Annotated in this window: 19 protein-coding genes; 8 read left to right on the top strand and 11 right to left on the bottom strand. The window is 73.8% G+C overall.

Annotated features, from left to right (window positions below; translation table 11 throughout):
• Window positions 1-38: 38 nt before the first annotated feature.
• Complete coding sequence (locus ABT299_RS32095) at window positions 39-2,120, bottom strand: S9 family peptidase (protein ID WP_500253030.1); 2,082 nt, start codon at window positions 2,118-2,120, stop codon at window positions 39-41.
• A 175-nt stretch (window positions 2,121-2,295) separates the two neighbouring features.
• Here ABT299_RS32095 and ABT299_RS32090 point away from each other — a divergent pair, with 175 nt between their 5' ends.
• The 4 genes from ABT299_RS32090 (at window position 2,296) to ABT299_RS32075 (ending at window position 5,795) form a co-directional block, all read left to right on the top strand.
• A complete protein-coding gene (locus ABT299_RS32090) occupies window positions 2,296-3,750 on the top strand; it encodes a serine/threonine-protein kinase (protein ID WP_190861022.1) in 1,455 nt (484 codons plus the stop codon).
• Window positions 3,751-3,830: 80 nt separating this feature from the next.
• Window positions 3,831-4,730: an N-acetyl-1-D-myo-inositol-2-amino-2-deoxy-alpha-D-glucopyranoside deacetylase gene (gene mshB / locus ABT299_RS32085; protein WP_190861020.1), complete on the top strand. Its 900-nt coding sequence runs from the start codon at window positions 3,831-3,833 to the stop codon at window positions 4,728-4,730.
• Between the two features lie 21 nt (window positions 4,731-4,751).
• Window positions 4,752-5,258 carry a DUF6113 family protein gene (locus ABT299_RS32080; RefSeq protein ID WP_500253029.1) on the top strand — a complete coding sequence of 169 codons (507 nt, stop codon included), beginning with the start codon at window positions 4,752-4,754 and terminating at the stop codon, window positions 5,256-5,258.
• Window positions 5,259-5,282: 24 nt separating this feature from the next.
• On the top strand, window positions 5,283-5,795 hold the full coding sequence (locus ABT299_RS32075; protein WP_500253028.1) for a flavin reductase family protein: 513 nt from the start codon (window positions 5,283-5,285) through the stop codon (window positions 5,793-5,795).
• Window positions 5,796-5,860: 65 nt separating this feature from the next.
• Here the strand turns inward: ABT299_RS32075 and ABT299_RS32070 are convergent, their stop codons facing one another.
• From ABT299_RS32070 to rocD, 4 genes are all read right to left on the bottom strand, one after another.
• Window positions 5,861-7,477: a DHA2 family efflux MFS transporter permease subunit gene (locus ABT299_RS32070; protein ID WP_190861017.1), complete on the bottom strand. Its 1,617-nt coding sequence runs from the start codon at window positions 7,475-7,477 to the stop codon at window positions 5,861-5,863.
• Window positions 7,474-8,124 (bottom strand): PadR family transcriptional regulator, encoded by a 651-nt coding sequence (locus ABT299_RS32065; protein ID WP_387022395.1) that lies wholly within the window; start codon window positions 8,122-8,124, stop codon window positions 7,474-7,476. Before ABT299_RS32065 ends, ABT299_RS32070 begins: the two co-directional genes overlap by 4 nt.
• Window positions 8,125-8,233: 109 nt before the next feature.
• A complete protein-coding gene (locus ABT299_RS32060) occupies window positions 8,234-9,244 on the bottom strand; it encodes an LCP family protein (RefSeq protein ID WP_190861013.1) in 1,011 nt (336 codons plus the stop codon).
• 76 nt (window positions 9,245-9,320) lie between these two features.
• Entirely contained in the window at window positions 9,321-10,514 is a 1,194-nt protein-coding gene (gene rocD, locus ABT299_RS32055) for an ornithine--oxo-acid transaminase (RefSeq protein WP_190861011.1), read from the bottom strand.
• 184 nt (window positions 10,515-10,698) lie between these two features.
• On the opposite strand from rocD, the gene ABT299_RS32050 reads away from it, so the two are divergent.
• The 4 genes from ABT299_RS32050 to ABT299_RS32035 all read left to right on the top strand — a co-directional run bounded on the left by ABT299_RS32050 (window position 10,699) and on the right by ABT299_RS32035 (window position 15,360).
• Window positions 10,699-11,154 carry an Lrp/AsnC family transcriptional regulator gene (locus tag ABT299_RS32050; protein ID WP_190861009.1) on the top strand — a complete coding sequence of 152 codons (456 nt, stop codon included), beginning with the start codon at window positions 10,699-10,701 and terminating at the stop codon, window positions 11,152-11,154.
• A gap of 85 nt (window positions 11,155-11,239) precedes the next feature.
• Window positions 11,240-11,719: a ribonuclease E activity regulator RraA gene (gene rraA / locus ABT299_RS32045; RefSeq protein WP_500253027.1), complete on the top strand. Its 480-nt coding sequence runs from the start codon at window positions 11,240-11,242 to the stop codon at window positions 11,717-11,719.
• A 154-nt stretch (window positions 11,720-11,873) separates the two neighbouring features.
• Complete coding sequence (locus tag ABT299_RS32040; RefSeq protein WP_500253026.1) at window positions 11,874-13,937, top strand: M6 family metalloprotease domain-containing protein; 2,064 nt, start codon at window positions 11,874-11,876, stop codon at window positions 13,935-13,937.
• A gap of 175 nt (window positions 13,938-14,112) precedes the next feature.
• Entirely contained in the window at window positions 14,113-15,360 is a 1,248-nt protein-coding gene (locus ABT299_RS32035) for a hypothetical protein (RefSeq protein WP_500253025.1), read from the top strand.
• Between the two features lie 56 nt (window positions 15,361-15,416).
• Here the strand turns inward: ABT299_RS32035 and ABT299_RS32030 are convergent, their stop codons facing one another.
• From ABT299_RS32030 to ABT299_RS32005, 6 genes are all read right to left on the bottom strand, one after another.
• The gene (locus ABT299_RS32030) at window positions 15,417-16,598 is read right to left on the bottom strand and encodes a Cmx/CmrA family chloramphenicol efflux MFS transporter (RefSeq protein WP_500253024.1); all 1,182 of its coding nucleotides are present in this window, start codon (window positions 16,596-16,598) and stop codon (window positions 15,417-15,419) included.
• A 72-nt stretch (window positions 16,599-16,670) separates the two neighbouring features.
• Entirely contained in the window at window positions 16,671-17,246 is a 576-nt protein-coding gene (locus ABT299_RS32025; protein ID WP_190860999.1) for a TetR/AcrR family transcriptional regulator, read from the bottom strand.
• 43 nt (window positions 17,247-17,289) lie between these two features.
• A complete protein-coding gene (locus ABT299_RS32020; RefSeq protein ID WP_500253023.1) occupies window positions 17,290-21,126 on the bottom strand; it encodes an SAV_2336 N-terminal domain-related protein in 3,837 nt (1,278 codons plus the stop codon).
• Entirely contained in the window at window positions 21,119-22,093 is a 975-nt protein-coding gene (locus tag ABT299_RS32015; protein WP_387022372.1) for an AAA family ATPase, read from the bottom strand. The genes ABT299_RS32020 and ABT299_RS32015 overlap by 8 nt, the downstream gene beginning before the upstream one ends.
• A complete protein-coding gene (locus ABT299_RS32010; protein ID WP_500253022.1) occupies window positions 22,094-23,764 on the bottom strand; it encodes a VMAP-C domain-containing protein in 1,671 nt (556 codons plus the stop codon).
• Window positions 23,765-24,100: a CU044_2847 family protein gene (locus tag ABT299_RS32005; RefSeq protein ID WP_387022366.1), complete on the bottom strand. Its 336-nt coding sequence runs from the start codon at window positions 24,098-24,100 to the stop codon at window positions 23,765-23,767.
• Window positions 24,101-24,184: the final 84 nt, after the last annotated feature.

The following is a 24,184-nucleotide window of genomic DNA, read 5'->3' as shown; positions in this document are numbered from 1 at the left end:
GCCGTCATGGCCTGCCCATGACGGCGGCCCGCCGCGGCTCAACCAGCGAGGGCGGACTTGAGGTACTCGACCTGGACCAGGAGGAGGTTCTCCGCCACGACCTCCTGCGGGGTCATGTGGGTGACGCCCGACAGCGGCAGGACGGTGTGCGGGCGGCCGGCGGCCAGCAGCGCCGACGACAGCCGCAGCGTGTGCGCGGCGACCACGTTGTCGTCGGCGAGCCCGTGGATGATCATCAGCGGGCGCCGCAGCTCGCCGGCCATCTCGATCAGCGAGTGCGCGGCGTACGCCTCCGGCTCCTCGTCCGGGTGGCCGAGGTACCGCTCGGTGTAGTGGGTGTCGTACAGCCGCCAGTCGGTGACCGGCGCGCCCGCGATGCCCGCGTGGAACACGTCCGGGCGGCGCAGCACCGCCAGCGCCGCGAGCCAGCCGCCGAACGACCAGCCGCGGATGCCGACCCGGTCCAGGTCGAACGCCGCCGGATGCAGCCGCGCCGCCTCGATCAGCGCCGTGATCTGGTCCTCCAGCACCGGCTCGACGAAGTCGCCGCGGACCGCGCGGTCCCAGACCGGGCCGCGGCCCGGCGTGCCGCGGCCGTCCGCGATCACCACGGCGAAGCCCTGGTCGGCGAGCCACTGCGCCTCGCAGTACGCCCGCTGGACGGCCAGCACCCGCTGCGCGTGCGGGCCGCCGTAGGGGTCCATCAGGACGGGCAGCCGCCCGTCGCCGGGCTTCCAGCCGGTCGGCAGCACCACGGCGGTGCGGATCTCGCGGTCCCCGGCGCGCAGCAGCTCGACCCGCGGCGTGATCACCGGGGTCTCGGCGAGCGACGCGACCGGGTGGATCCCGGACGGCCCGCGCACCTCCACCTCGGTCCCCGGTCGATCCAGCCGCGCCCCCGTGACCACCGTCACACCGCCGGCCCGCGCCCCGCCGAACACGCCCTGCCCCTCCGTCAGCCGGAGGATCTCCCCTGCGTCGTAGGAGTACAGGTGGACCTCGGTGGGCTCCTCCGACGCGGTGAACAGGATCGACTCGCCCTCGACGGCGAGGATCGAGCGGACCTGCAGCCCGCCCGGCGTGACCGGCTTCCCGCCGATCGTGATGCGGCGCGTGTCGGTCTCGCGGTCCTCGGTGACCCAGACCAGCTCGCCCGTCCCCGTGTGCGCGGGCAGGCCCGGCACGATGTCGGTCCACACCGGGTCGTGCTCGTTGTGCACCAGCGACGTCTCCCCGTTCGACGGGTCGACCCGCAGCACCCGCTGGGACCGCTGGTCCCGCGGCTGCACGACGATCAGCAGGCCGTGCCGGTCCCAGGACGCGGTGACGACGTAGGGGAACATGCCGCGGTCCCAGGCGACGCCGAGCCGGCCGCCGTCCACCTTCACCAGCGCCAGCGACACCAGCGCGTTCGGCGTGCCCGCCGCCGGGTAGGCGATCTCGGCGGGCGTCCGGTCCGGGTTCGCGGGGTCGGCGATGTGCCAGCGCTGCACCGGCGTCTCGTCCACCCGCGCGACGAGCAGCGTCCCGCCGTCCGGCGACCACCAGTGGCCGCGCATCCGGCCCATCTCCTCGGCCGCGACGAACTCGGCGAGCCCGTAGGAGATCTGGTCCGACTCCGGCTGCACGACCGCCCGGTCGTCCGAGCCGTCCATCTCGATCACCCGCAGCGTCCGCCCGGACACGTAGGCGACGCGGCGGCCCGCCGGGTCGGGGCGCGGGTCGAACACCGGCGCCTGCGCGGGCAGCTCGCGGACCAGCCCGCCCTCGATGTCGGCGACGTAGAGCCGTCCGCCGAGCGTGAACACGGCCTGCCGCATGTCCCGGTCGGTGGCGTACCCGACGATGCCGCCGGCCTGCTCCCGCGCGCGCTCCCGGCGGGCCCGCTCCTCGGCGGGCAGGTTCTCCTCGCCCGGGACGTCCAGCGCGGCCGGGTCGGCGACGAGGCGCTCCTCGCCGGTGCCGGTGTCCAGCGTCCACAGGCAGGTCACCGGATCGTCGCCCGCCCTGGTGCGCAGGAACGTCACGCGCGTGCCGTCCTGCGCGATCTGGAAGGCGCGCGGGACGCCGAGGCTGAAACGGCGGGTGCGGGCGCTCTGCCGCGGATAGCTGATGCTCATGGCATCCGAGTCTGCCAGCCCGCGAGCCTCCCCGAACGGCGGCGCGGCGCCGTTGCCTGCCCCTATGATTCCGGGCGGTCATCGCGGCCGGGGAACGGCCCTTGGGCATGGCCCCGCTCGCGTAAGCTCAAGACCTCCCCAAGCTTTTGTCTCGCGGGCGTTGAAGGAGTGGTCCATGCCGGAGCTGCAGCCGGGCGATCCCCGGCGGCTGGGCTCGTACGAGATCGTCGAACGGCTCGGCGAGGGCGGCCAGGGGGTCGTCTACGCGGGCGTCGACGCCTCGGGTAACAGGGCCGCCATCAAGCTGCTGCGCACCGATCTCGCCGCCGACGCCGGCGCGCGCAACCGGTTCGTCCGCGAGGCGCAGGCCGCCAAGCAGGTCGCCCGCTTCTGCACCGCGCAGGTGCTGGAGGCGGACGTCGCGGGCGACCAGCCCTACATCGCCAGCGAGTACGTGCCGGGCCCGTCGCTGTACAAGCAGGTCACCGAGACCGGGCCGATCACCGGCGCGGCGCTGGACCGGCTGGCGATCGGCACCGCCACCGCGCTGGTCGCGATCCACCAGGCCGGGATCGTGCACCGCGACTTCAAGCCGCACAACGTGATCATGGCGCCGGACGGCCCGCGGGTGATCGACTTCGGCATCGCGCGGGCGCTGGACACCGGCCAGACCAACGCGACCAAGGCGATCGGCACCCCGTCCTACATGGCCCCCGAGCAGGTGGCGGGCGCCACCCTCACCGAGGCCGTGGACGTGTGGGCGTGGGCGACCACGATGGTGTTCGCCGCGACCGGGCACCCGCCGTTCGGCGACGACACCGTGGTCGCAGTGATCAACCGGGTGATGAACGAGCCGCCGTACCTGGAGGGCGTGCCCGCCGACCTGCACCGGCTGGTCGCGGCGTGCCTGGTGAAGGAGCCGGAGCGGCGGCCCACCGCGCAGCAGCTGATGATGGCGCTGATCGGCAGCGGGCCGGGCGGCGCCGGCCAGACCCGGATGGACGACCCCGGGCAGGCGACCACGATGCTCGCGGAGGGCTCCACGCTCGCCGCCGGCGCGGGCGCCGCCGCGGCCTTCGGCGCGCACCAGGGCGGGCCCCACGGCGGGCAGACGCAGCGGGTCTCGCCGGCGAACTACACCGGCACGCTGCCGCCCGTCCAGCAGCCCCCGTACCGCGGCGGCGGCCGGCACACCGGCTACGACGACTTCGAGCCGGAGCGCCGGTCCAAGTGGCCGATCTTCGCGGGGATCGCGGCGATCGCGGTGCTGGCGCTCGTCGTCGGCCTGTTCATGGCGAACCGCGGCGGCGACGACACCCCGGGCACGGGGACGTCCCCGACGGTCTCGGACTCCTCGTCGGTCTCCGACAGCCCGACCGAGGACCAGCCCACGCAGGACCAGCCGACGTACACCCGCCCGACCCGGCCCCGGCACACGGCGCCCACGCGCCTCCCGACGAGCGAGGCGCCGACCAGCGAGGCGCCGACCAGCGAGGCCCCCACCAGCGAGGCCCCCACGTCGCACTCGCCGACCACCAACCCGACGCACACCTCGGGCGGCGGCGGTGGCGGCGGTGACGGCTCCGGCGGTGGCGGCGGCGGTGGCGGCGGAGCGGGGACCGGCGGCTGACGGCCGCCCGCCGCGGCGCCGTGCCCGCGCGGGCAGGGCGGTCATCGCCGTGCCCGCGCCGCCTGAGTAGGCTCGTGACCATGAAGGAGCCGCGGATCCTGTTCGTCCATGCCCATCCGGACGACGAGTCCATCGGGACCGGGGCGACCATGGCCAAGTACGCCGCCGAGGGCGCCCACGTCTGTCTCGTCACCTGCACGCTGGGCGAGGAGGGCGAGGTCATCCCCGATGAGCTGCGCCACCTGGCGTCCGACAAGGAGGACCGCCTCGGCGAGTACCGGATCGGCGAGATGGCGGCGGCCGCCGCGGCGCTCGGCGTGCGCGACCACCGCTACCTCGGCGGTCCCGGCCGGTGGCGCGACTCGGGCATGATGGGCACCGCCACCAACGACGACCCGCGCAGCTTCTGGCAGGCCGACGTCGAGGAGGCCGGCGCGGAGCTCGCGAAGATCATCCGGGAGGTCCGGCCGCACGTCATCGTCACCTACGACGAGCGCGGCAACTACGGCCACCCCGACCACATCCAGGCGCACCGCGTCGCCTGGCGGGCGTTCGAGATGGCCGCCGACCCGTCGTTCACCGGCGGCGGCGAGCCGTGGCGGGCCGCGAAGTTCTACGCCTACGCCACCCCCCGCACCGTGCTGGCGCGGGCGATCGCGGTGATGCGCGAGGCGAAGCTGCCGTTCGCGCGGGTCGCCGGGCTGGACGAGCTGGGCTCCGGCGTCCCGGACGGGCAGGTCACCACGGTCGTGGACGCCCGCGCGCACCTGCCCGCCAAGCTGGCGGCGCTGCGCGCGCACCGCACCCAGATCACGGTGGCGCCGGAGGAGGCCGGGCCGTTCTTCGCGCTGTCGAACAACCTCGGGCAGCAGGCGTTCGGCACCGAGTACTTCATCCTGCAGGCGGGCGAGCTCGGCCCGGTCGGCCCGGGCCGCCGCGAGACCGACCTCTTCGCCGGTCTGGACGACGCGGAAGGCTGACCGGCTGGATACGCTGAGGCCGTGAACGAGGACGACGAGGCGCGGGTGAGCCTGGCCAAGGACGATCTTCCCGCCGACGCGGCGGGCGGCGCGTCCGCCGCCGGCGGCGCGGGAGGCCGCGGCGAGGGCCCGCTGGAGGCGCTGGTGACGGGCGCGGCGTACGCGGCGCTCGGGCTGCTCGGCGGGGTCTTCGGCCTGGTCGGCTCGTACGCCCAGGAGTGGACGGCCGGGGACGTGCCGGTCACCTCGATCGTGCTGGTGCCGCTGGTGTACGCCATGGTCCGGCTGGCGGGCCTGGGCATGGGCGGCAAGATCGGCGCGGCGGTGCCGGCGGTGGTGTGGGGCGCCGCGGTGATCGTGATGTCGATGCAGCGGCCGGAGGGCGACCTGGTCGTTCCGGGGACGCTCGCGGGGTATGTGTACATCGTCGGCGGCATGGTGGCCGCGGGAATCGCGGTGGCGCGGGTCCCGTCGCCCGGCCCGAGCGGGCAGTGGCTCACCGGGAGGGCGGCGCGCACCCGCGGGTAGGGGGATCGCTAGGGTGTGCGCGTTGTGAGCGGCGACCGTGTGGACCCGAGCGTGGATCCGGAGCTCTTCCGCCGGGTGGCGGGCAGGTTCGCGACGGGCGTCGCGATCGTGACGAGCGTGGTGGACGGCGCCGACCACGCCATGACGGTGAACGCGTTCGCCTCGGTGTCGCTGGACCCGCTGCTGGTGATGTTCTGCCCGGAGAAGATCGCGCGCTTCCACGACCTGGCGCTGGACGCCGGCGAGTGGGCGGTGTCGGTGCTGTCGGAGGAGATGCGGGACGCCTCGCAGTGGTTCGCGACCCGCGGCCGGATGCTGGACGGCCAGCTCCAGGGCTGGGACCACACGCGGGGCCCGGTCACCGGCGCCGCGATCTTCACCGACGCCGTCGCCGCCCTGGAATGCCGCACCCACGCCGTCCACGACGCCGGCGACCACAGCATCGTCGTCGGCGAGGTGCTGAGCCTGCACCTCCCGTCGCCCGACGCCCGTCCCCTGATCTTCTACGGCGGCGGCTACGGCCGCCTCGCCCGCTGACGCGGCGAGCCGCCGTCATGGGCACTGCCATGACGGCGGCTCGCCGCGAGTGAACGTGCTTCGGGTCAGCTCTGCACGGTGGCGGGGGCGGGCTCGGCGGTGCCCGGCGCCGGGGTGGAGCGGTAGCCCTTCACGCCGAAGCAGGCGGCGGCGCTGGCGAGGACGACGGCGATCGGCAGGATCATCGTCGGCTTCATCGCATGCACGAAGCCGTGCGAGAACACCTGGCCGGCGACCTGCTGGATCTGGTGCGCCACGCTCTGCGGGACGCCCGGCGGCAGCTTCTGCTGGGTGCCGGTCTGGCCCGCGCCGACCTCAAGGCCGCCCTTGGCGGCGCCGGCGAAGCCCTTGACGAACCCGGGCCGCACGTCCGGCGGGAGCGCCGCCGCGCGGGTCGCGGCCTGGTCCTTGAGCGACGAGGCGAGCTGGTTCTGCAGGACGGCGCCGACGGCGGCGCTGCCGAGGACCGAGCCGATCTGGCGGACGGTGTTGTTCACGCCGGACGCGGCGCCGGCCAGCCGGGGCGGCACGTTCCGGGTCGCCTCGGTGGCCATCGGCGCGAACACGCCGCCGATGCCGAACCCGGCGACGACGAGCGCGGGGATGAACGCGGTCCAGTCCGTGCCGACCTCGGCGACCAGCACCAGCCACAGCATGCCGAGCGCGTAGAGGGTGAGGCCGCCCATCAGGATGAACTTGCCGCCGATGCGGTCCGACAGCTTGCCGGCGACGGGCGCGAGGAACATCGACACGACCGAGGACGGCGCCATCACGAGGCCGGCCTTGAGGGCGCTGAAGCCGAGGACGGACTGCATGTAGATCGTCATCGGCAGGAACATGCCGATCATGCCGATGGAGACGGCGGCGCCGACGAAGTTGAGGATCGTGAAGTTGCGGTCGCGGAACAGCGAGAACGGCACCAGCGGCTCGCGGTCCTGCTGCGTCCGCTGGTAGACGTAGAAGATCACGAAGAGGCCGAGGCCGGCGGCGATGAGGCCCCAGATGCCCTCGTTCCAGTCGTACTTCTGGCCCTCGGTCAGCGCGAACGTCAGGCAGAACAGCCCGGCGGAGGCGAGACCGACGCCGGCGATGTCGAAGCGGTGCTTCACGGTGGGGGTGTGGCCGGGCAGGATCGGCACGGCGAGCGCCAGCACGATGATGCCGATCGGCAGGTTCACGAAGAAGATCCACCGCCAGTCGAGGCTGGTGACCAGCAGCCCGCCGATGGTCGGGCCGGCGATGGTGGACACGCCCGCGACCGCGCCCCAGACGCCGAGCGCGGTGCCGCGCCGTTCCGGCGGGAACACCCCGATGATGATCGACATCGTCTGCGGCATCAGCAGCGCGGCGCCGAGGCCCTGCACGGCGCGGGCCGCGATCAGCTGGGCCGGGTCCTGCGAGATCCCGCACGCCAGGCTGGACAGGGTGAACAGCGCCACACCGGCGATGAACAGGTTCTTCTTGCCCCACAGGTCGCCGAGGCGGCCGGCGGTGATGAGCAGCACGGCCAGCACCAGGATGTAGGCGTTGACCACCCAGAGGACCTCGTCCAGCGAGGCGTTCAGCTTGTCGATCATGCTCGGGATCGCGATGTTCACGATCGTCAGGTCGAGCAGCGTCATGAAGAAACCGAGCGAGAGCGTCAATAGGATCGCCCACGGGTTCCCGCGCCACTTGCTCATGGTGCCCCCTTGTCGTTACGGCTTGCGTGGTAGTCGGTGCGGTGGTCGTGCTGGTCGGGCGGGTGGCAGGAGGTCACCCCGGTCTCGCCGGTCCAGGTGATGCGCCCGGATTCGAGGTCGTCGGCCAGGTTCTGGACGAACTCCAGCTCGCCGCGGAACCGGGCGATGGCCCATTCCTGGTCGAGCAGCTTGTGGCGCTCCAGCCCGCGCTTGCGGAGCGAGTCGTTGACCGCCTGGTTCCCGACGAGCAGCGCCTCCAGCGCGATGGCGCGGTGCCGCAGCTGCCGGGCGACCTCCGCCTCGGGCAGCAGGTTGATGAACGCCAGGCCCGTGCCGAACAGCGGGAACTCCTCGACGGGCTTGGCGAGCAGCTCGGCGAGGCGGATGTGCGCGGCGTCGCGTCCGGCGCTGGTGACCGCGTAGACGGTCCGCTCCGGGCGGCGGCCCTCGCGCGCGGTCTCGAGCGGCTCGATCAGGCCGGCGGCCGCGAGCCGCTCCACCGAGTGGTAGAGCGAGCCGTGCGTGACCTTGACGGCCTGGTCGTAGGCGTGGTCGCGGATCCGCTGCTGCATCTCGTACGGGTGCATGGGCCCGCCGCACAGCATGCGCAGGACGGTCAGCGCGAGCGGTGTGAGGGGTCGGGACATGGAGCGACCTTCTGGTCGACGTCGATTAGTCCACTTAGACTAATCCATCTAGACCTCTGTCGTCACATTCTTTTGATGCCCGACTTATCCGTACAGGTCACACTCGGTTTCAGCGGACGGTGCCGACGCTGTTCGCCGCGCCGTTGCGGGCCACGAAGTCGCCGACCCGGTCGCCGCGGACGTCGGCGAACAGCTCGTCGCCGGCGGCCGCGTCCAGCAGCACCACGCTCTGCCCGCCCCGCGACGCGAACCGGTCGACCGGGGCCGTCAGGTACTCCATCAGCGGCGTCTTCAGCAGCCGCGCCGCCAGGCCGCGCAGCGTGCCCGCGGTCACCGAGTCGTCCACGGTCACCGAGTGGGTCGCGGCCCGGATGAACCGGTCGATCTTCAGCGGGTTGCGGGTATCGAGGGCCTTGTCGGCCAGCGCGTGCAGGAACGCCTGCTGCCGCTTGATCCGGTCGAGGTCGCCGCCGGGCAGGTTCCACCGCTGCCGGACGAAGTCGAGCGCCTCGACGCCGTTCAGGTGCTGGTGCCCGGCGGGCCAGGTCCGCTTGTGCATCGGGTCGTACGTGCGCTTCTCGACCGTCACGTCCACGCCGCCGAGCGCGTCGGTCATCTTCACGAACCCGCCGAAGTCCAGCGCGGCGTAGTGGTCGACGCGCACCTTCGTGAGCTGCTCGACCGTCCGGATCAGCAGCTTCGGGCCGCCGTAGGAGAACGCCGCGTTGATCTTCCCGGCGCCGTGCCCGGGGATCGGCACCCAGCTGTCGCGCGGGATCGCGATGACCGACACCCGGCCGTCCCGCCCGGACAGGTGCACCAGCATGATCGTGTCGGACCGGGCGCCCATGGACGGCATGTCCGAGCGCCGGTCCGACCCGATCAGCAGCCAGTTCTCGCCGCGTCCCGTCGACACCGGGCGGCCGCTGCGCTCCGGCATCGCGCCCGCGATCCGCTTCACGCCGTCGTTGTAGGCGTTCTCCAGCAGGTAGGCGCCGCCGCCGAGCAGCACCAGCGCGCCGGCCGCGAGCACGCCGCAGCCGATGAGGACCCGCCGCCGTCGGCGGCCGGTCGGCTTCTCCTGCTCCGGGCTGTCCTGCGGGGACGGGTTGCGCTGCATGCGCACACCCTCTCCCCGGGCGCGGCGCGCCCCGCGCGGACAGGCGGGTCGCGGGTAACTCTTTACCGGCCGGGGCTCAGCCCTTGAGAGCCGCCTCCAGCTGGTCCAGCGCCCAGTCGAGGTCCTCCCGCTCGACGACGAGGGGCGGGGCCAGCCGGAGCGTCGTCTCGTGCGTCTCCTTGGCCAGCACGCCGAGCTCCATCAGCCGCTCGCTGACCGGACGGGCCCGGCCGTACAGCTCGACGCCCGCCCACAGGCCGCGGCCGCGCACCTCGCGGACGAGGTCGCCGGGCAGCCGGCCGAGCCGGTCGTGCAGGTGCGCGCCCAGCGCGCGGGACCGCTCCTGGTACTCGCCGGTCCGCAGCATCGCGATCACCTCGCGGCCGATCGCGCAGGCCAGCGGGTTGCCGCCGAAGGTGGAGCCGTGCTGGCCCGGCTTGAACACGCCGAGCACGTCCCGGTCGGCGACCACGGCGGACACCGGCATGATGCCGCCGCCGAGCGCCTTGCCGAGGATGTAGACGTCCGGGACCACGTTCTCGTGCTCGACGGCGAACGTGGTGCCGGTGCGGCCGAGGCCCGACTGGATCTCGTCGGCGATCATCAGCGTGCCGTTCGCGGTGCACAGCTCCCGCACCGCGCGCAGGAACCCGCTCGGCGGGACGTTCACGCCGGCCTCGCCCTGGATCGGCTCGACCAGCACGCCGACGGTCGAGGAGTCCATCGCGGCCTTCAGCGCGTCGACGTCCCCGTACGGCACGGTCCGGAACCCCGGCGTGTAGGGGCCGTAGGAGTCGCGGGCGTCGGGGTCGGTGGAGAAGCTGACGATCGTGGTGGTGCGGCCGTGGAAGTTGCCCTCGAACGTGATGATGTTCGCCTCCCCGGAGGGGACGCCCTTCACCTCGTAGCCCCACTTGCGGGCGGTCTTCAGCGCCGTCTCGACGGCCTCGGCGCCGCTGTTCATCGGCAGCACCATGTCCTTGCCGCACAGCTCGGCCAGCTCGGTGACGAACGGGCCGAACTGGTCGTGGTCGAACGCGCGGCTGACCAGGGTGACCCGCTCCAGCTGCCGCTGGGCCGCCGCGACGAGGCGCGGATTGCGGTGCCCGAAGTTGACCGCCGAGTAGGCCGCCAGCATGTCCAGGTAGCGGCGGCCCTCGACGTCGGTGAGCCAGGCGCCCTCGGCGTCGGCGACGACGATCGGGAGGGGGTGGTAGTTGTGCGCGCTGTGCTCCTCGGACATCGCCCGCAGCTGTTCGGTCGCCGTCACGACGCTCCTTCTCGCGTTCGGGTCCGGCCGGTCGGGCCGGGCATCGCCGGGACACCGGACGGGGGCGCCCGGTGCCGAGGGGGGAGGAGCCGGGAGCGGCGGGTGGCCGCCCGGTCCATATCCAGCGTATGTTCGGGTGTTACGGGCGACCAATGACGAAAACCGACTTTGGGGGTGCTGTTTGTTGCGTCTTGACGATCTGGACCGTCGAATCGTTGCGCGGCTCCTGGAGGACGGCCGCGCCTCCTACGCGCAGATCGGCGACAAGGTGGGGCTGTCCGCGCCCGCGGTGAAGCGGCGGGTCGACCGGCTGCGCGCGGACGGTGTGATCAACGGGTTCGCGGCGGTGGTCGACCCGGCCGCGCTCGGCTGGACGACCGAGGCGTTCATCGAGATCTTCTGCACCGGGGCGACGTCCCCGGAGGAGATCTACTCCAGCGTCCGCGGCCACCCGGAGGTGGTCGCGGCCTACACGATCAGCGGCGACGCCAGCGCGCTGGTGCACGTCCGGGCCCGCGACATCCAGCACCTGGAGCAGGCCCTCGAACGGCTGCGCCGGGAGGAGAACATCACGGCGACGAAGACCGCGATCGTCCTGTCCCGCCTGATCGGCCGCCCCACCGACGCCCCGTCGGCCTGATCCCCGGGCGCGGGACGGCGGGCGCGGGATCGGCGCGCGGCGGGCGGGCGCGGGCCGATGGTTACCGGGCAGTAGGCTGCCGGGCATGGACTTCGCGACCGCTGACCTCATCGACGATTTCGGGGACGAGCTGCGCAGCTGCGAGACGCAGTTCCGGCAGTACGGCGGCCGGACGGTGTTCGCGGGACCGGTGTCGACGGTGCGCTGCCACCGCGACAACGGCCTGGTGAAGCGGGTGCTGAACACCCCCGGCGAGGGCCGGGTGCTGGTCGTGGACGGTGCCGGGTCGCTGGCGTCCGCGCTGATGGGCGACATGATCGCGGCGTCCGCGGTGGCGAACGGGTGGGCCGGCGTGGTGATCAACGGGGCCGTCCGCGACGTGGTGGCGCTGCGCGGTCTCGACCTCGGCGTCAAGGCGCTCGGGTCCAACCCGCGCAAGAGCGCCAAGGACGGCGCCGGCGAGGTGGACGCGCCGGTGGCCTTCGGCGGCGTGGAGTTCAGCGCGGGCGACTGGCTCTACAGCGACGAGGACGGCATCGTCGTCGCGACGCGTTCGCTGCTGTAAGGACCGTCGCAGCTAGACGAGCCTGTAGCGAGCGGTACGGAACAGGTCACGGCGTGACATGCCAGGGCGAACGCCGCAAGGTCGTATAAGTAGGCCGTAGCGCGGCGGAACGGCGCTCCTTACGTTCTCAGTGACCACCTGAGACAGGGGAGACATGCGCGCCAAGAAGACGCTGCTGGTGCCCGTGACGGCGACGGTGCTGCTCGCGGGACTCGCGGCCGTGCCGGCCGCCGCGCAGACCAAGCCTCCGATCCCGAAGCCCACCGCGAACCCCTGGCAGATGCGCCACTGGCCGCAGACGCAGCCGTGGCAGCGGAGCCGGCCGTCCGCCCGCACCTACGCGGCCGGCGGCCCGCGCCCGATCGACCCGCAGAACTACGAGCTTCCCGACACGATGACCTGGGACGACTACGCCTCGGTCCCCGGCACCTCGTGGGCCGATCCGTCCCACCAGGGCTCGATCAAGAACTTCAAGGGCGCGGTCGTCCTGGTCGACTACCCGAACCAGCCGTTCGTGGTCACGCAGCCGAAGAACTCCACCATCTTCGGCAACCCGAACGCGGTCGGCGACGTGCCCCGCGACCGGGTCGCGAAGTTCTACCAGGACTTCCTCAACAAGCCCGAGGACCTCAACCACGGCCACACGCTGCACGAGTACTGGATGGAGGACTCCGGCGGCCGCTACGGCGTGGACCTCACCGCGTTCGGCGCGTACCGGATGCCCGCCAAGGACCACGAGTACGGCGTGGACGGCATGCAGGGCGGCACCGGCTGCCCGGCGGGCGACACCTGCAACCGCGACCTGCGCACGGACGCGCGCGCCGCGTGGATCGCGGACGTCGGCGAGGAGACGGCGAAGAAGTTCGACTTCGTCTTCTTCCTCAGCGCGGGGCAGGACGAGTCGTCCACCTGGCAGGAGTTCGGGCAGATGAAGTTCCAGACCAAGGAGGACGTCCCGGCCGAGTGGGGGCCGGGCGACCCGGCCCTGCCCAACTGGGTGAAGACCCGGTACGTGGACTGGACGTCCTGGCAGGCGGGCGCGACGATCTGGCCGAACGCGATCACCGGCAGCTCCACGCAGGCGGAGAGCTCCGGGATGGCCGTGTTCGCGCACGAGTTCAGCCACATCCTCGGCATCGGCGACAACTACAACAACCCGTACGGGGTGCCGCCGCGCCGCTCGTACAGCGGTCCGTGGGACATGCTGAGCCGCGGCAGCTTCAACGGCCCCGGCGGCCCGCACAGCCGCTGGACGATCCCGGCGGTCGGCGGCGCGTCCATGGGCGCGGAGCACATGCTGCGCAACAAGCTGAAGCTCGGCATCGTCGACGCGGCCAAGGTGCTCCAGCTCGACCGCGACACGCTCCCGCAGGACGGCACCGTCGTCGCGACCATCACGGCGCGGTCCGCCGAGCCGGGCGAGGGCGGCCTCGCGGGCGTCAACCTCAAGCTCGGCACGGGCGGTGACAAGGAGCCGGCCTGCGACACCGGCGCCGACCCGCTGTGCGACGGCGGCAAGTTCGACAACTACACCCTCGAGGTCGTCGACCGGATGGGCATGGACTCGTTCACGCCCGACTCCGGGGTGCTGCTGGCGAAGACCAAGGACCAGGACCGGGCGCCGTTCATCTGGGTCCAGGACGCGAACCCGCAGGACATCGACAAGACCGACTTCGTCCTGCCGGACGGTACGCCGCAGAAGATGACGATCGGCGACTACCGCCAGCTGTCGGACGCGCTGTTCCATGCCGGGACTGATTCCGGAAGCGAGTTCGAATACGTCGACAAGGCGAACCGGCTGCACTTCTACGTGCTGAACCTCAAGCGCGACAAGAAGGGCGTCCTGGAGTACACGGTCGCCATTCGGTCGCTGGACGGGTCCGGCCCGCAGCGGCGCGGGGTGAAGGTCGACTCCGGGAAGGCCGAGCCGGCCGGATCCGGCTGGATGAAGTGCACGATGCGCGTCGGCAACCGCGGTAAGGGCGGCACCGGCGTCTACGGCTCCGACGTCTTCCGCCTGAAGGCGACCGTCGACGGCGCGGGCTGGACGACCTGGCTGCCGAACGAGCTGGCCACCGCGAAGGCGGGCGGCGGCACCGACGTGGTGGTGTGGGCGAAGGCCGGGCCGGGCGCCGAGCGCAAGGCGAAGCTGAAGCTGACCGGCACCTCGGAGAGCGACCCGTCGAAGTCCGACTACGGCACCTGCCGCCTTCCGTAATACCGATATCCCCGCAGACGGGACGGTTTCCTGTGAGGAAGCCGTCCCGTCCGCTTCGGGCGGCCGGACGCCCGCGGCGCGGTTCCGGTTCACCCGGCCGGTGCAATGGTCATTTGCCTTTCCGTCGACGGTGCGGGGGGTTTTCCGCGATACGGCGCCGGAAAGGAGGGGCGTCGTGATGATCATGAAATGGAGAGCGAGCGGGCGGCGGCCGGCCGCCGCCGCCCTGGCGGCCGGCGTCCCGCTGGCCGCGCTGGTGGCGTCCGTCCCCGCCGTCGTCGGACCCCAGCCCGCGGCGGCGTCGACCTCGGCGCAGGACGCGGCGCCGCGCAAGGCGGACTTCGGCCTGCGGCGCGGCGCGAACCTCGACCGTCCGCTGCGCGCGCTCGGGCAGAGACTGACCAAGAGCGGCGTCCAGGCGCTGATCAACGGCTCGGGGCAGCGCCGCCTCACAGGCGGCTGCGCCGCGGCGGCCAAGGTGCCCGCCGGGGCGCGCGCCTACTGCTTCGACAAGCAGGACTCGGCGACCCGCAAGTGGTACCCGCAGGGCGTCACGACCGTCTCGGACGCGGCGGTCGACGGCCGGTGGGGGGCCGGCCGTCCGATCCTGGTGTCCTGGCACAACGACGGCGCCGTCCGGCTCACGTTCGTGAACCCGGACCGGCGCACCTACCGGCACGTCCTGCTCGTCTACCCGGCGATGCGGGACGGGAGGGTCTCCTACGGCGACATCGACCTGCACGCTGGCGGCATCGCCTGGTTCGGCGACAAGCTGTACGTCGCCGACACCCGCGCGGGCCTGCGCGAGTTCGACATGCGGCAGATCTACGACCTCGGCCGCAGCCGGAACGGGTCCACGGACCACGCGGAATGGGTCGGCCTGCGCGGCGGCAAGTACTACGGGCACGGGTACCGGTACGTCATGCCGCAGACGGGCAACTGGCAGTACGCCCACGGCTGGGCCGGCGCCAGGTGCGCGGGCCACGGCGCGCCGCGCGTCTCGTGGATGTCGGTCGACCGCACCACCGGCGGCCCGTCGCTCGTCGCGGGCGAGTACTGCAAGGAGCGGGAGCCGCGCGGGCGCGTCGCGACGTGGCCGCTGCGGAACGGCACCGGCCTGGTCGCCGGGTCCGGCGGCGTCGCCTACCCGAACTGGGTCGCGAGCCTTCCCGGCGACCGCGTGCAGGGCGGCGTCCGCGCCCACGGCCACTGGTGGTTCACGCAGAGCCACGGCTCCGAGCGCGGCACGATGCTCCAGGCCGACCAGCGCGGGCACGGCTGGAGGCACTTGTCCAAGCGGACCATCTCCTATGGTCCCGAGGACCTGAGTTGCTACCGCGCCGAGCACCGCGTCTGGACGCTCGCCGAGTATCCGGACAAGCGCGCTCTCTGGGGCCTGCACGCCCCGCAGTGCCGCTGGTAGCCGACGTATGCGGGACGGGACGGCGCGGACGCCCGCGCCGTCCCGTCCCGTCCGGCTCACGCGTTGACGGCGATCTTCCGCTCCTCCTGCCGGACCGTCCGCCGGCGCGCCCGGCCCAGCGCCACCGTCGCGAGCGCCACGACGCCAAGCCCGGCGCCGATCCACGCGGTCGACGCGTAGCCGGCCCCCGCGTCCAGCGCCAGCCCGCCCAGCCACGGCCCCGCGGTGATGCCGACGTTGAACGCCGAGGTGTTCGTCGCCGCGACGAGCGTCGGCGACCCGTCCGTCAGGGCGAACACCCGAGAGTTCAGCGCCGGGTTGGTCGCGAACCCGAACGCGCCGAGCAGGAACACCAGGGCGACCGCCGGCGCCGCCGAGCCGAGCGTCAGCGCCAGCGCGGCCGACACCGCGACGAGCCCCGCGATCCCCGCGTACAGCAGCGGGACGGTCCGCGCGTCCGCCAGCCGCCCGCCCAGCGTGATCCCGATCAGCGAGCCCGCCCCGTAGAGCGCCAGCACGCCCGGCACCCACCGCTCCGGGATGCCCGTCGCGTCCTCCAGCATCGCCCCGAGGTAGCTGAACACGACCAGCAGCGCGCCCGTGGCCAGCGCCGTCGTCGCGTAGGCCAGCCACAGCCGCGGCCGCGCCATCGCCCGCAGCTCGTCCCGGACGCGCGGCGCCGTCCCGGTCCGGGCGCCGCCCTTCACCGTCGCCGCGACCGCGGCCATCGCCGCCGCCGACATCGCCGCGACCGCCCAGAACGCCGACCGCCAGCCGAGGTGCTGCCCGAGCACCGTCCCGGCGGGCAGCCCGACGATCGTGGCGAGCGTGAGCCCGCCTGCGACGATCCCCATCGCGCGTCCCCGCGCGTCCGCCGGCACCAGCCCGATCGCCGTCGCCGCCGCGACCGCCCAGAACCCCGCGTACACGAACGCGCCCGCGACGCGCGTCGCGAACAGCACCCCGTACCCGGGCGTCAGCGCGCCCGCCGCGTGCATGACCGCGAAGACCGCGAGGAACGCCAGCAGCGCCCGCCGGTGCGGCCACCGCAGCGTGAGGACGGCCAGCACGGGCGCCCCCACCAGCATCCCGGCCGCGAACGCCGAGATCAGCAGCCCCGCGTCGGGCACGGACACGCCGAGGTCCGCCGCCATCTGCGGCAGCAGCCCCGCCAGCATCATCTCCGAGGTGCCCTGGGCGAAGATCGCCAAGCCCAGGACATAGACCGCCAGTGGCATCGCACGCCCCTCTTTTGGATTGATCAGTTCAAAACTCGGCCGAGAAAAAAGGCGGCACCGCCGCCGCCTCCGTCAGATCGCCGCCATGGCCGTGTCGGCGATCGCCCGCAGCGTCCGCCCGTCCGCGCCGCCGCGCGCCGCGACCCGCATCCCGGCGATCGCCGCCACCACGAAGTGCGCCAGAGCGCCCGCGTCCTTGCCCGCGTCGATCTCCCCGGACCGCTGCCCGGCCTCGATCGCGCCCCGCAGCGCCGCGAGCCGCTTCTCCTGGTCCCTGCGCAGGTGCCCGGCGACGTCCTCGTCCCGCGGCGCCATCTCGATCATGGTGTTCACCACGAGGCAGCCGACCGGATCCTCCGCCGGCGCCTCCACGGCCCAGCCCAGCACCGTCCGCAGCCGTTCCCGGACGGGCCGCCCCGCGTCCTCCAGCACCTCCACGGCGTTCGCCGTCCGGACGTCCATGTACCGCGTCAGCGCCCGCGTGAACAGGTCGTGCTTGCTGCTGAAGGTGTTGTAGATGCTGCTGCGCCCGAGCCCGGTCGCCTCGCACAGCTCCTGCGTCGACGTCGCCTCGTACCCGCGCTCCCAGAACGCCCGCATGGCGGCCTCCACCGCCCGCTCCTCCTCGAACTGCCTCGGTCTCGCCATGCGCCGACCCTAACACGTTATGGACAGCTCGATCCAATATCCTTTACGGCGCCTCCGCGACCTGCACGATCACATGGTCGGCGCCCTGGCCCAGCACCCCGCGCCCCGGGACCGTCCGCCCGGCGGAGTCGGTCACTCCCATCCGCAGGGTCGCGAATCCCGGCTGACCCAGCATGAGCAGCGGGTCCGGCTCCTCTCCGGTGCGCACGTCCGTACGGGCGAGCACGAGATGCAGCCGCGGCCTCCGCCGGTCGAGATGGGGGTGGAGCGCGACGAACATCTCCGCGGACAGCAGGTCCTGGTCGTCGACGACCAGGTACGCCTCCTGCCCCCGCTCCTCCTCGTCCAGCAGTCGCGCGACGCCCAGCACCAGGTTCCTGCCCTGCGAGGACGTGGTGGCATACGTCTCCGGCAAGGGCCGTCCGGCGCTCCGCTGGGACAGCACGGTCTCGCGCAGCCCGCCGGCCGGGTCGATCACGAAGCACGGTGTCCGCCGCTCTCGCCCGAGCGCCTCCAGGATGAGGCGCAGAACGTTCGTCTTCCCCGTACCGGCGCTTCCGTAGACGGCCAGGTGCGGCCGAACGTCAAAGTCCAGCGCGACCGTTTCCCGTCCGTCGCCCTGCACGCCGATCGGAATGCGCCCTCCGGACACCATCCCCAGTTCGTCCCGCCCGAGACGCTCCGGCAGCCCACCGCCTGCGGAAGGCGGGGCCGCCGGTCGGGCCCACTCGGCCGCCTGCTCGGCGAAGGCGGCGATGGCGCGTTCGGGCGGGAGGGGGGCCGGGGTGAACCGGCGCGGTGCGTCGCCGGTCGCCACGAAGTAGGCGTCGCCGTCGGGGAAGGGAAGGCTCGCCCGGCCGAGGACGGTCCGGAGTTCGGCGGGCGGCAGGCGGTTCGCGGCTATCCGCCAGTCGAGCAGCGGCAGGAACCGGTTCCAGATCGTGGTGTTCTCGACGGTGGACGACGCCAGGATCAGCTTCACGCCGAGCGTTCTGCCGCGCTGCGCGAGCTGGAGGAGCGTTTCCCCTAGCTCGCGCTTGCCGGACGGGAACGTCAACGACAGGTCCGCCATCACCACCAGGTGCGGCAGCTCTTCGGGTGACGCATGGCCCCTGCGCGTGTCGAGCTCGGCCGACAGGAAGTCGATGAACTCCTGCAGCTCGCGCGGCCTGCCCAGCAGCTCCTCTTCGGAGTGAAGGACGTGCGGGAGGGGGAGCGCGTCGCCCAGCGGATGCTCGCCCAGCCCGGCGAAGGCGAACGTCATCTGGGAGGGCGGGTATTTGGCGGCGAGCGCGAGTGCGATCACTCGCAGGACATGCCGCCGGGCGTGGACGTCGCCTACGACCAAGCCCGAGCCGCCTGCCGCGAGATCGAGAGAAGGGGCAGCGAACTCGTTCCCCTCGGGGTCATGCCCGATGCGCGGCGGCCTGGAGACCGAGACGGGCAGTCTCCATGCGTTGGTGAACGCCGCCCCCAGGCCGGCCCCGTTCAAGGCGAGGACGTCGTCCGCTGCGGAGGGCGGAGGCGGCGAGGACGGTCCGGCGCCGGAAGGCGGCTCCGCGGGTGCGGCGGGTGCGGGGGGTGCGGGGGGTGCGGGGGGTGCGGGGGGTGCGGCGGGTTCGTCGGGCCAGGGGAGGCGCGGGGGGCGGGGACCGCGTCGGCGCATGCGCTCGACGATCGGGTCGCTGTCGGAGAGCGGGATGTGCGCGGGCCGGAAGGTCACCGGCGTGATCCCGTCGTGCGTCAGGGACGCCGTGCCGCCGCCTTCCGGGCCGGGGACGGTGATCCGCCATCGCGGCGGGAAGGGGAGATCGGTTTCGTCCGGCGAGCAGAACACGAACCGGATTCCTTGGGACGGCCCCTCCTCGCACAGGCGGAACAGGGGGTCCTGCAGCTCGGGGCGTGCGCCGAGGAGGGGCCCGGCGTTGTCGATGACCACGACGAGGACGGGGAGCGCGGCGGGGGCCTCGTCTCCCCGCGTTCGCGACCGCAGGGCCTCGCGGCGGGACCGCTCGGTTTCCAGGGCGGTGAGCAGGCGGGGGAAGAGCGGGGAGTCGATCGACATGCTGTGGACGGCGGTGACGACGTGCGGGAGGCTCCCCAGCCCGACGAAGGACGCGCCGCCGGAGAAGTCGGCGAACGCGAGGGCGGCCGTGGCGGGGGAGTGGCCGAGGGCGAGGCTGAACAGCAGCGTCCGGAGGACGCGGTCGCGTTCGGCGCGGGGGCCGACGATCGTCCCGTGCGGCGTGCCCCGGCCGTCGCGCAGGAGGTCGACCCAGACCGTCCTGCCGGTGCCGTCGACGCCTACGGCGGTGGGGTGCCGGGGGCGGTCCCAGTCGTCGCCGATCAGGTCGTCCACCGGTGTTCCGAGGACGTCCAGGAGGTGCGGAGCGGGCGAGGCCGGCGCCGGCGGGGCCGCCGGCGCGGGGGTGGTGACCAGCGCGAAGTGGGGGGTGTCGGCGGTGAGGGCGAGCGGGCCGTCGGCGGTGGCGAGGAGGGCGCGGAAGGTCTCGGCGGTGCCGCCGGCGCGCCGCTCGATCTCGGCGGAGACGGCTTCGAGGACGCGGCGGGTGTGCTGGGCCTCGGGGCGCGGGAGGGTGTCGAGGAGGGCCTCGCGGGCGCCGGGGACGAACTCGTAGCGGACGTCGTCCAGCGGCCGGAGCAGCCCGCTGAGCAGGACCTCGGCGAGGCGGCCGGGGTCGGAGCCGCCGAGGACGCCGTGCTGGATGAGCCGCATCACCGGCAGGGACGGCACGGAGACGGCGACGTGGGCGGCGAGCTCGGCGGCGTCGGCGGAGGCGGTGCGCAGGAAGCGGCGGACGCGTTCGGCGACGGGGACGTCGCGGTCGGAGGGGGCGGGGCCGGACGGCCCGGACGGCAGGGCCGCGATCGCGGCGGGCTGCGGGCCAGCGCCGGAGACGAGCCGGGCCCAGGCGCCGAACCAGCGGGGCGCGACCTCCAGGACGGGGACGGGCACGCCGGGCGGCGGGGCGCCGTCGAGGGGCGTGAAGCGCAGGCCGGTGTTGGGGCCGCCGGGGCGGGGCAGGACGGCGACGCCGGGGGTGGTGGGGGCGGCGGTGCGGCGCCAGAGGCTCTCGGCGAGGGGCTGGAGGATCGCGGTGGGGCCGGCCTGGGCCCAGCGGCGGACGGCGGGGGCGGCGCGCCCGTTCCACCAGTGCGGTCCGGAGCAGTCGCTGAGGAGGAGGACGGCGTGCCGTCCGGACGCGTCCTGGAGGGTGCCGGGGGCGCGCGGGGACGACCCGGGGGCGGAGGAGACGCGGCCGGTGGCGGTGAGATAGGCGACGCCGACGTTCTGGAACGCGCCCTGCCTCAGCAGCGCCTCGGTGAGCTCGCGGGCGAGGGGGCGCCACAGCCGCATGGTGGGGCCGGTGTCGACGACGAGGGTGAGCGTCAGCCAGCGTTCGGACTCGGGGACGAGGACCGGCGTCCACAGGCGGGTGTCGGCGATGCGCTCGGCGGTGGCGTCCTCGTCGAGTTCGCGGCGGTGCCGGGACGGGACGCGCCGCTTGACGGGGCGGAGCGCGCGCTGCACGCCGAGGGGGTCGGACAGCATCGGCGCGGTCGGGACGAGGACTTCGGCGGCCGTCCCGGCGGGCGGCGCGGTGCCGGTGGCGGGACGGTGGTGCAGCGCGGTGCGGGGTTCTTCCGGTGCGGGTCCGGGCGGCTCCGCGAGGCCGTCGGGCCCGGCCGGCGGCGGATCGGGCACCGCGGGCGGGACCGGATCCGGGGCGGGCGCGGCGGGCTCGTCCGGCGCGGGCGCGATGTGGGCGGCGAGCCACAGCAGCTCGCTCAGCTCGCGCGCGTCGGGCGCGCCGTGCGGGGAGACGGCGCCGAGGACCTCGCGGAGCCGGTCAATCATCGTCGAGGGGACCGCCGAGCCGCCGCATGATCCGGTCGGCGAGGGCGGCGCGGTCGGCGGCGCCGGCGTGCCGGCACAGGTAGACGGCGTTGAGGAGCTGGTCGGTGGCGAGGGTGCCGGACGCGGAGCGCTCGAAGAACCGGCGGACGAGGTCGTCGCTGCGGTCGGCGAGGTCGCCGAGGTGCTCGCGGACGATGGCGGACAGCTCGGCCTCGTCGGCGGGCTGACGGAGCTCGACGGTGACGCAGCGGCGCAGGAACGCGGGCGGGAACTCGCGCTCGCCGTTGCTGGTCATCACCACGAGCGGGAACGCGTTGCAGCGGACCGTCCCGGCGGTGACGGCGACCCGGGAGCCGGGGCCGTCGGCGGTCATGACGTCGGCGGACGGGTCCGCGCGCCGGGTCAGCTCGGGGATCTCGTACTCGCCCTTCTCGAAGATGGTGAGCAGGTCGTTGGGCAGGTCGATGTCACTCTTGTCGATCTCGTCGACGAGCAGGACGCGCGGCCGGGCGTAGGGGAGCAGCGCGGTGCCGAGCGGGCCGAGCCGGATGTAGCGGCCGATGTCCTCGTCGGTGGCGGGGGCGTCGCCGTCGCGGGCGGCGTACAGGCGGGTGAGGGGGTCGTACTGGTAGAGACCGTCGCGGAGGGTCGTCCGGCTGGTGATGGGCCAGTGCAGGACGGGTCCGAGGCCGAGTTCGTGCGCGACCGCGTACGCGAGCGTCGACTTGCCGGTGCCGGGCGGGCCGGTGACGAGCAGCGGGCGCCGCAGGTACAGGGCGGCGTTGACCTGCTGGACGGCGTCGTCCGAGGGCCGGTAGGTCGTGGCCTGGTGGGCGTTGCCGGAGCCGCCGGACGGCGCGGGCAGCAGCGGGCCGCCGTCGAAGGCCCGCCAGGGCGGGGGCGGCGGCAGCCTGTCGATGCCGTCGTGCCGGCTTCGGCTACCGGTGTAGAGCAGCCAGTCGGGCATCTATTCCTCCATGGCGAGCCGGGGGTCGGCGGGCAGCCGGGACGGGTCGTCCCACAGCAGGGTGAGGTCGCGCCCGCAGTGCGGGGCGTCCTTCGGGGCGCCGAGGGCCTTGCGGCGCAGGTCGAGCGCGATGTGGGGGAGCTCTTCGGGGCGGGCGTCGCGGACGGCGGCGGCGAGCGCCTCGCCGAGGCGGTGGCCCTGGCAGTCGTCATGCGCGGGACCGCCGCAGGTGGTCCGCGTCCACAGCATCACGGGGACGCCGTTGCCGAGCGCGGCGGCGAGCCGGGCCTTGGACGGGGACGTCGTGTAGACGAGGGCGCAGTGGTCGGGGTTGGCCTCGAGCCAGTCCTGGAAGGCGGCGGCGCCGCGGTGGTCGTCGCACCCGATGACCCGCGGGTCGGTGCGGCCGCGCTCCTTCAGGACCCGCCAGCGCTGGTGGGCCTGGTCGCGCCGGATCGAGCCGGGCCGCAGCCGTTTCACGTCCCGGACGACCAGCGGGTACCGCCGCATGGGCGTCCTGTCCTCGACGTCGATGTACCACCGTTCGAACGGCTTGCCGAGCCAGCCCTCCGGGACCGCGAACTCGATCATCCAGCGTCCGCCGACGAGGGCGCGGCTCGCGAGGGCCACCGCGTCCTGGACGGTGCCGCGGACCTCGCTCTCCGGGACGCGGACGGTGGCCTGCGCGGTCTGGTCGGCGTCGTTGAACCACGTGTGGACGGTGAGGTCGTACTCCTTGGGGAAGGTGGCGTGCTCGAGCCGGACGATGACCGAGGCGGGCGCGGGCGCCTCCCGCGCGGGCTCGACGCCGGGGAGGTGCCACCGGGCCCAGGCGGCGAACCGCCGCCGGTGCGGTTCGGGGAGCCGCCCGCCGAGGGCGCCGAGGTAGCCGGCGAGCCGCTGCTCCGGGAAGCCCTCGGCGACGTAGCGGACGGACGCCCACGCGGAGCCGAACCGTTCGCGGGGGCGGCGGCCGACGGCGCGTTCGAGGTCGGCGGCGAGCGCCTCGGTGAACGGCACGTCCTTCAGCAGCGCCCGCAGGTCGCTCCGGGCCGTCCCGGTGAGCCAGCGCAGCGGCAGCAGGTCGTCGAGCGGCTCCCAGTGGGCGCGGAGGCGGGAGAGGGGGAGCATCCAGCCGATCCCGGCGCGGCCGCCGCGCAGCTCGGCGTCGGTGACCATGCCGATGACCTCGCCGGTCGCGATGTCGTACACGGCGGACCCGCTGTACCCCTTCTCCAGCGGGACGCCGTGGACGGTCCGGATCTCCCACCACTCGTTGCGGGTCAGCAGGTGCGGGCCGGTCGTGACGGTGGCGTGCCGCTCGTTGTCGTCCTTGCGCGCGGGGAATCCGTACACGCCGAACTCGCGGCCGCCCGCGGCGAGCCCGCCGGCGTCGTCGGGGTCGGCCAGCGCCGCCGGCTCGAACGGGACGGGCTCCTCCAGCTCCAGCACCGCGACGTCGCCGACGTCGCCGGGGCCCCGCCAGCCGCCGGACGCGACGACCCGGGCGGGCAGGTCCTCGGCGAGGCCGGGGAACCCGACGCGCGGGTCGTCCAGGCCGGTGACGGTGTGCGCGCAGGTCAGCAGCCGGGTCGGGGTGACCAGGAACGCCGCGCCGAGCTTGCCCGCGCCGGGCGTCCCGACCCAGGCGCGCCACTGCCAGTCGCCCACCTACTCCTCCCCGGCGGCGGCCTTCGGCTCGCCCCAGGTCATCTTGACCTTCAGGTGGCCCTCCACGGTCGTCTTCGCGATGACGGCGCCGGCGGCGGCGTTCAGCTTGACCCCGAACTCCAGCTCGACCGCGTCGGGCTTGAGGTCGCCGCCGCGCAGCGCGGCGAGCGCCGCCTCCGCCGCGTCCCGGACCTGCTGGAACGAGTCCTCGAGCTTGGCGGTGGCGGTGCCGATCAGGTCGCCGCCGCGGGAGACGGCGTCCATGCCGGGGTCGTCGTCGTCGCTCTCGACGACGATGCTGCCGTGCTCGGTCTGCCAGCGCACCAGTTCGCTCACGTTCCCCGTCCCCTCGCCGTCGGGCGTCGCGCCGCCCCGCCAATGTAACAAGATCATCAAGTGCGGGGCGGGGGTCGGTGATAC

It is taken from the genome of Spirillospora sp. NPDC000708, assembly GCF_040299565.1.
Classification (GTDB): Bacteria; Actinomycetota; Actinomycetes; order Streptosporangiales; family Streptosporangiaceae; genus Spirillospora.
This window is presented reverse-complemented; position numbering and strand designations above follow the sequence as displayed.

What these genes read in the sequence shown, in the direction of transcription:
- ABT299_RS32025 (WP_190860999.1), bottom strand. Translation starts at nt 17,246, where the DNA reads ATGGCGAGACCGAGGCAGTTCGAGGAGGAGCGGGCGGTGGAGGCCGCC.
- rraA (WP_500253027.1), top strand. Translation starts at nt 11,240, where the DNA reads ATGGACTTCGCGACCGCTGACCTCATCGACGATTTCGGGGACGAGCTG.
- ABT299_RS32015 (WP_387022372.1), bottom strand. Translation starts at nt 22,093, where the DNA reads ATGCCCGACTGGCTGCTCTACACCGGTAGCCGAAGCCGGCACGACGGC.
- ABT299_RS32020 (WP_500253023.1), bottom strand. Translation starts at nt 21,126, where the DNA reads ATGATTGACCGGCTCCGCGAGGTCCTCGGCGCCGTCTCCCCGCACGGC.
- ABT299_RS32065 (WP_387022395.1), bottom strand. Translation starts at nt 8,124, where the DNA reads ATGTCCCGACCCCTCACACCGCTCGCGCTGACCGTCCTGCGCATGCTG.
- ABT299_RS32060 (WP_190861013.1), bottom strand. Translation starts at nt 9,244, where the DNA reads ATGCAGCGCAACCCGTCCCCGCAGGACAGCCCGGAGCAGGAGAAGCCG.
- mshB (WP_190861020.1), top strand. Translation starts at nt 3,831, where the DNA reads ATGAAGGAGCCGCGGATCCTGTTCGTCCATGCCCATCCGGACGACGAG.
- ABT299_RS32070 (WP_190861017.1), bottom strand. Translation starts at nt 7,477, where the DNA reads ATGAGCAAGTGGCGCGGGAACCCGTGGGCGATCCTATTGACGCTCTCG.
- ABT299_RS32090 (WP_190861022.1), top strand. Translation starts at nt 2,296, where the DNA reads ATGCCGGAGCTGCAGCCGGGCGATCCCCGGCGGCTGGGCTCGTACGAG.
- ABT299_RS32095 (WP_500253030.1), bottom strand. Translation starts at nt 2,120, where the DNA reads ATGAGCATCAGCTATCCGCGGCAGAGCGCCCGCACCCGCCGTTTCAGC.
- ABT299_RS32030 (WP_500253024.1), bottom strand. Translation starts at nt 16,598, where the DNA reads ATGCCACTGGCGGTCTATGTCCTGGGCTTGGCGATCTTCGCCCAGGGC.
- ABT299_RS32040 (WP_500253026.1), top strand. Translation starts at nt 11,874, where the DNA reads ATGCGCGCCAAGAAGACGCTGCTGGTGCCCGTGACGGCGACGGTGCTG.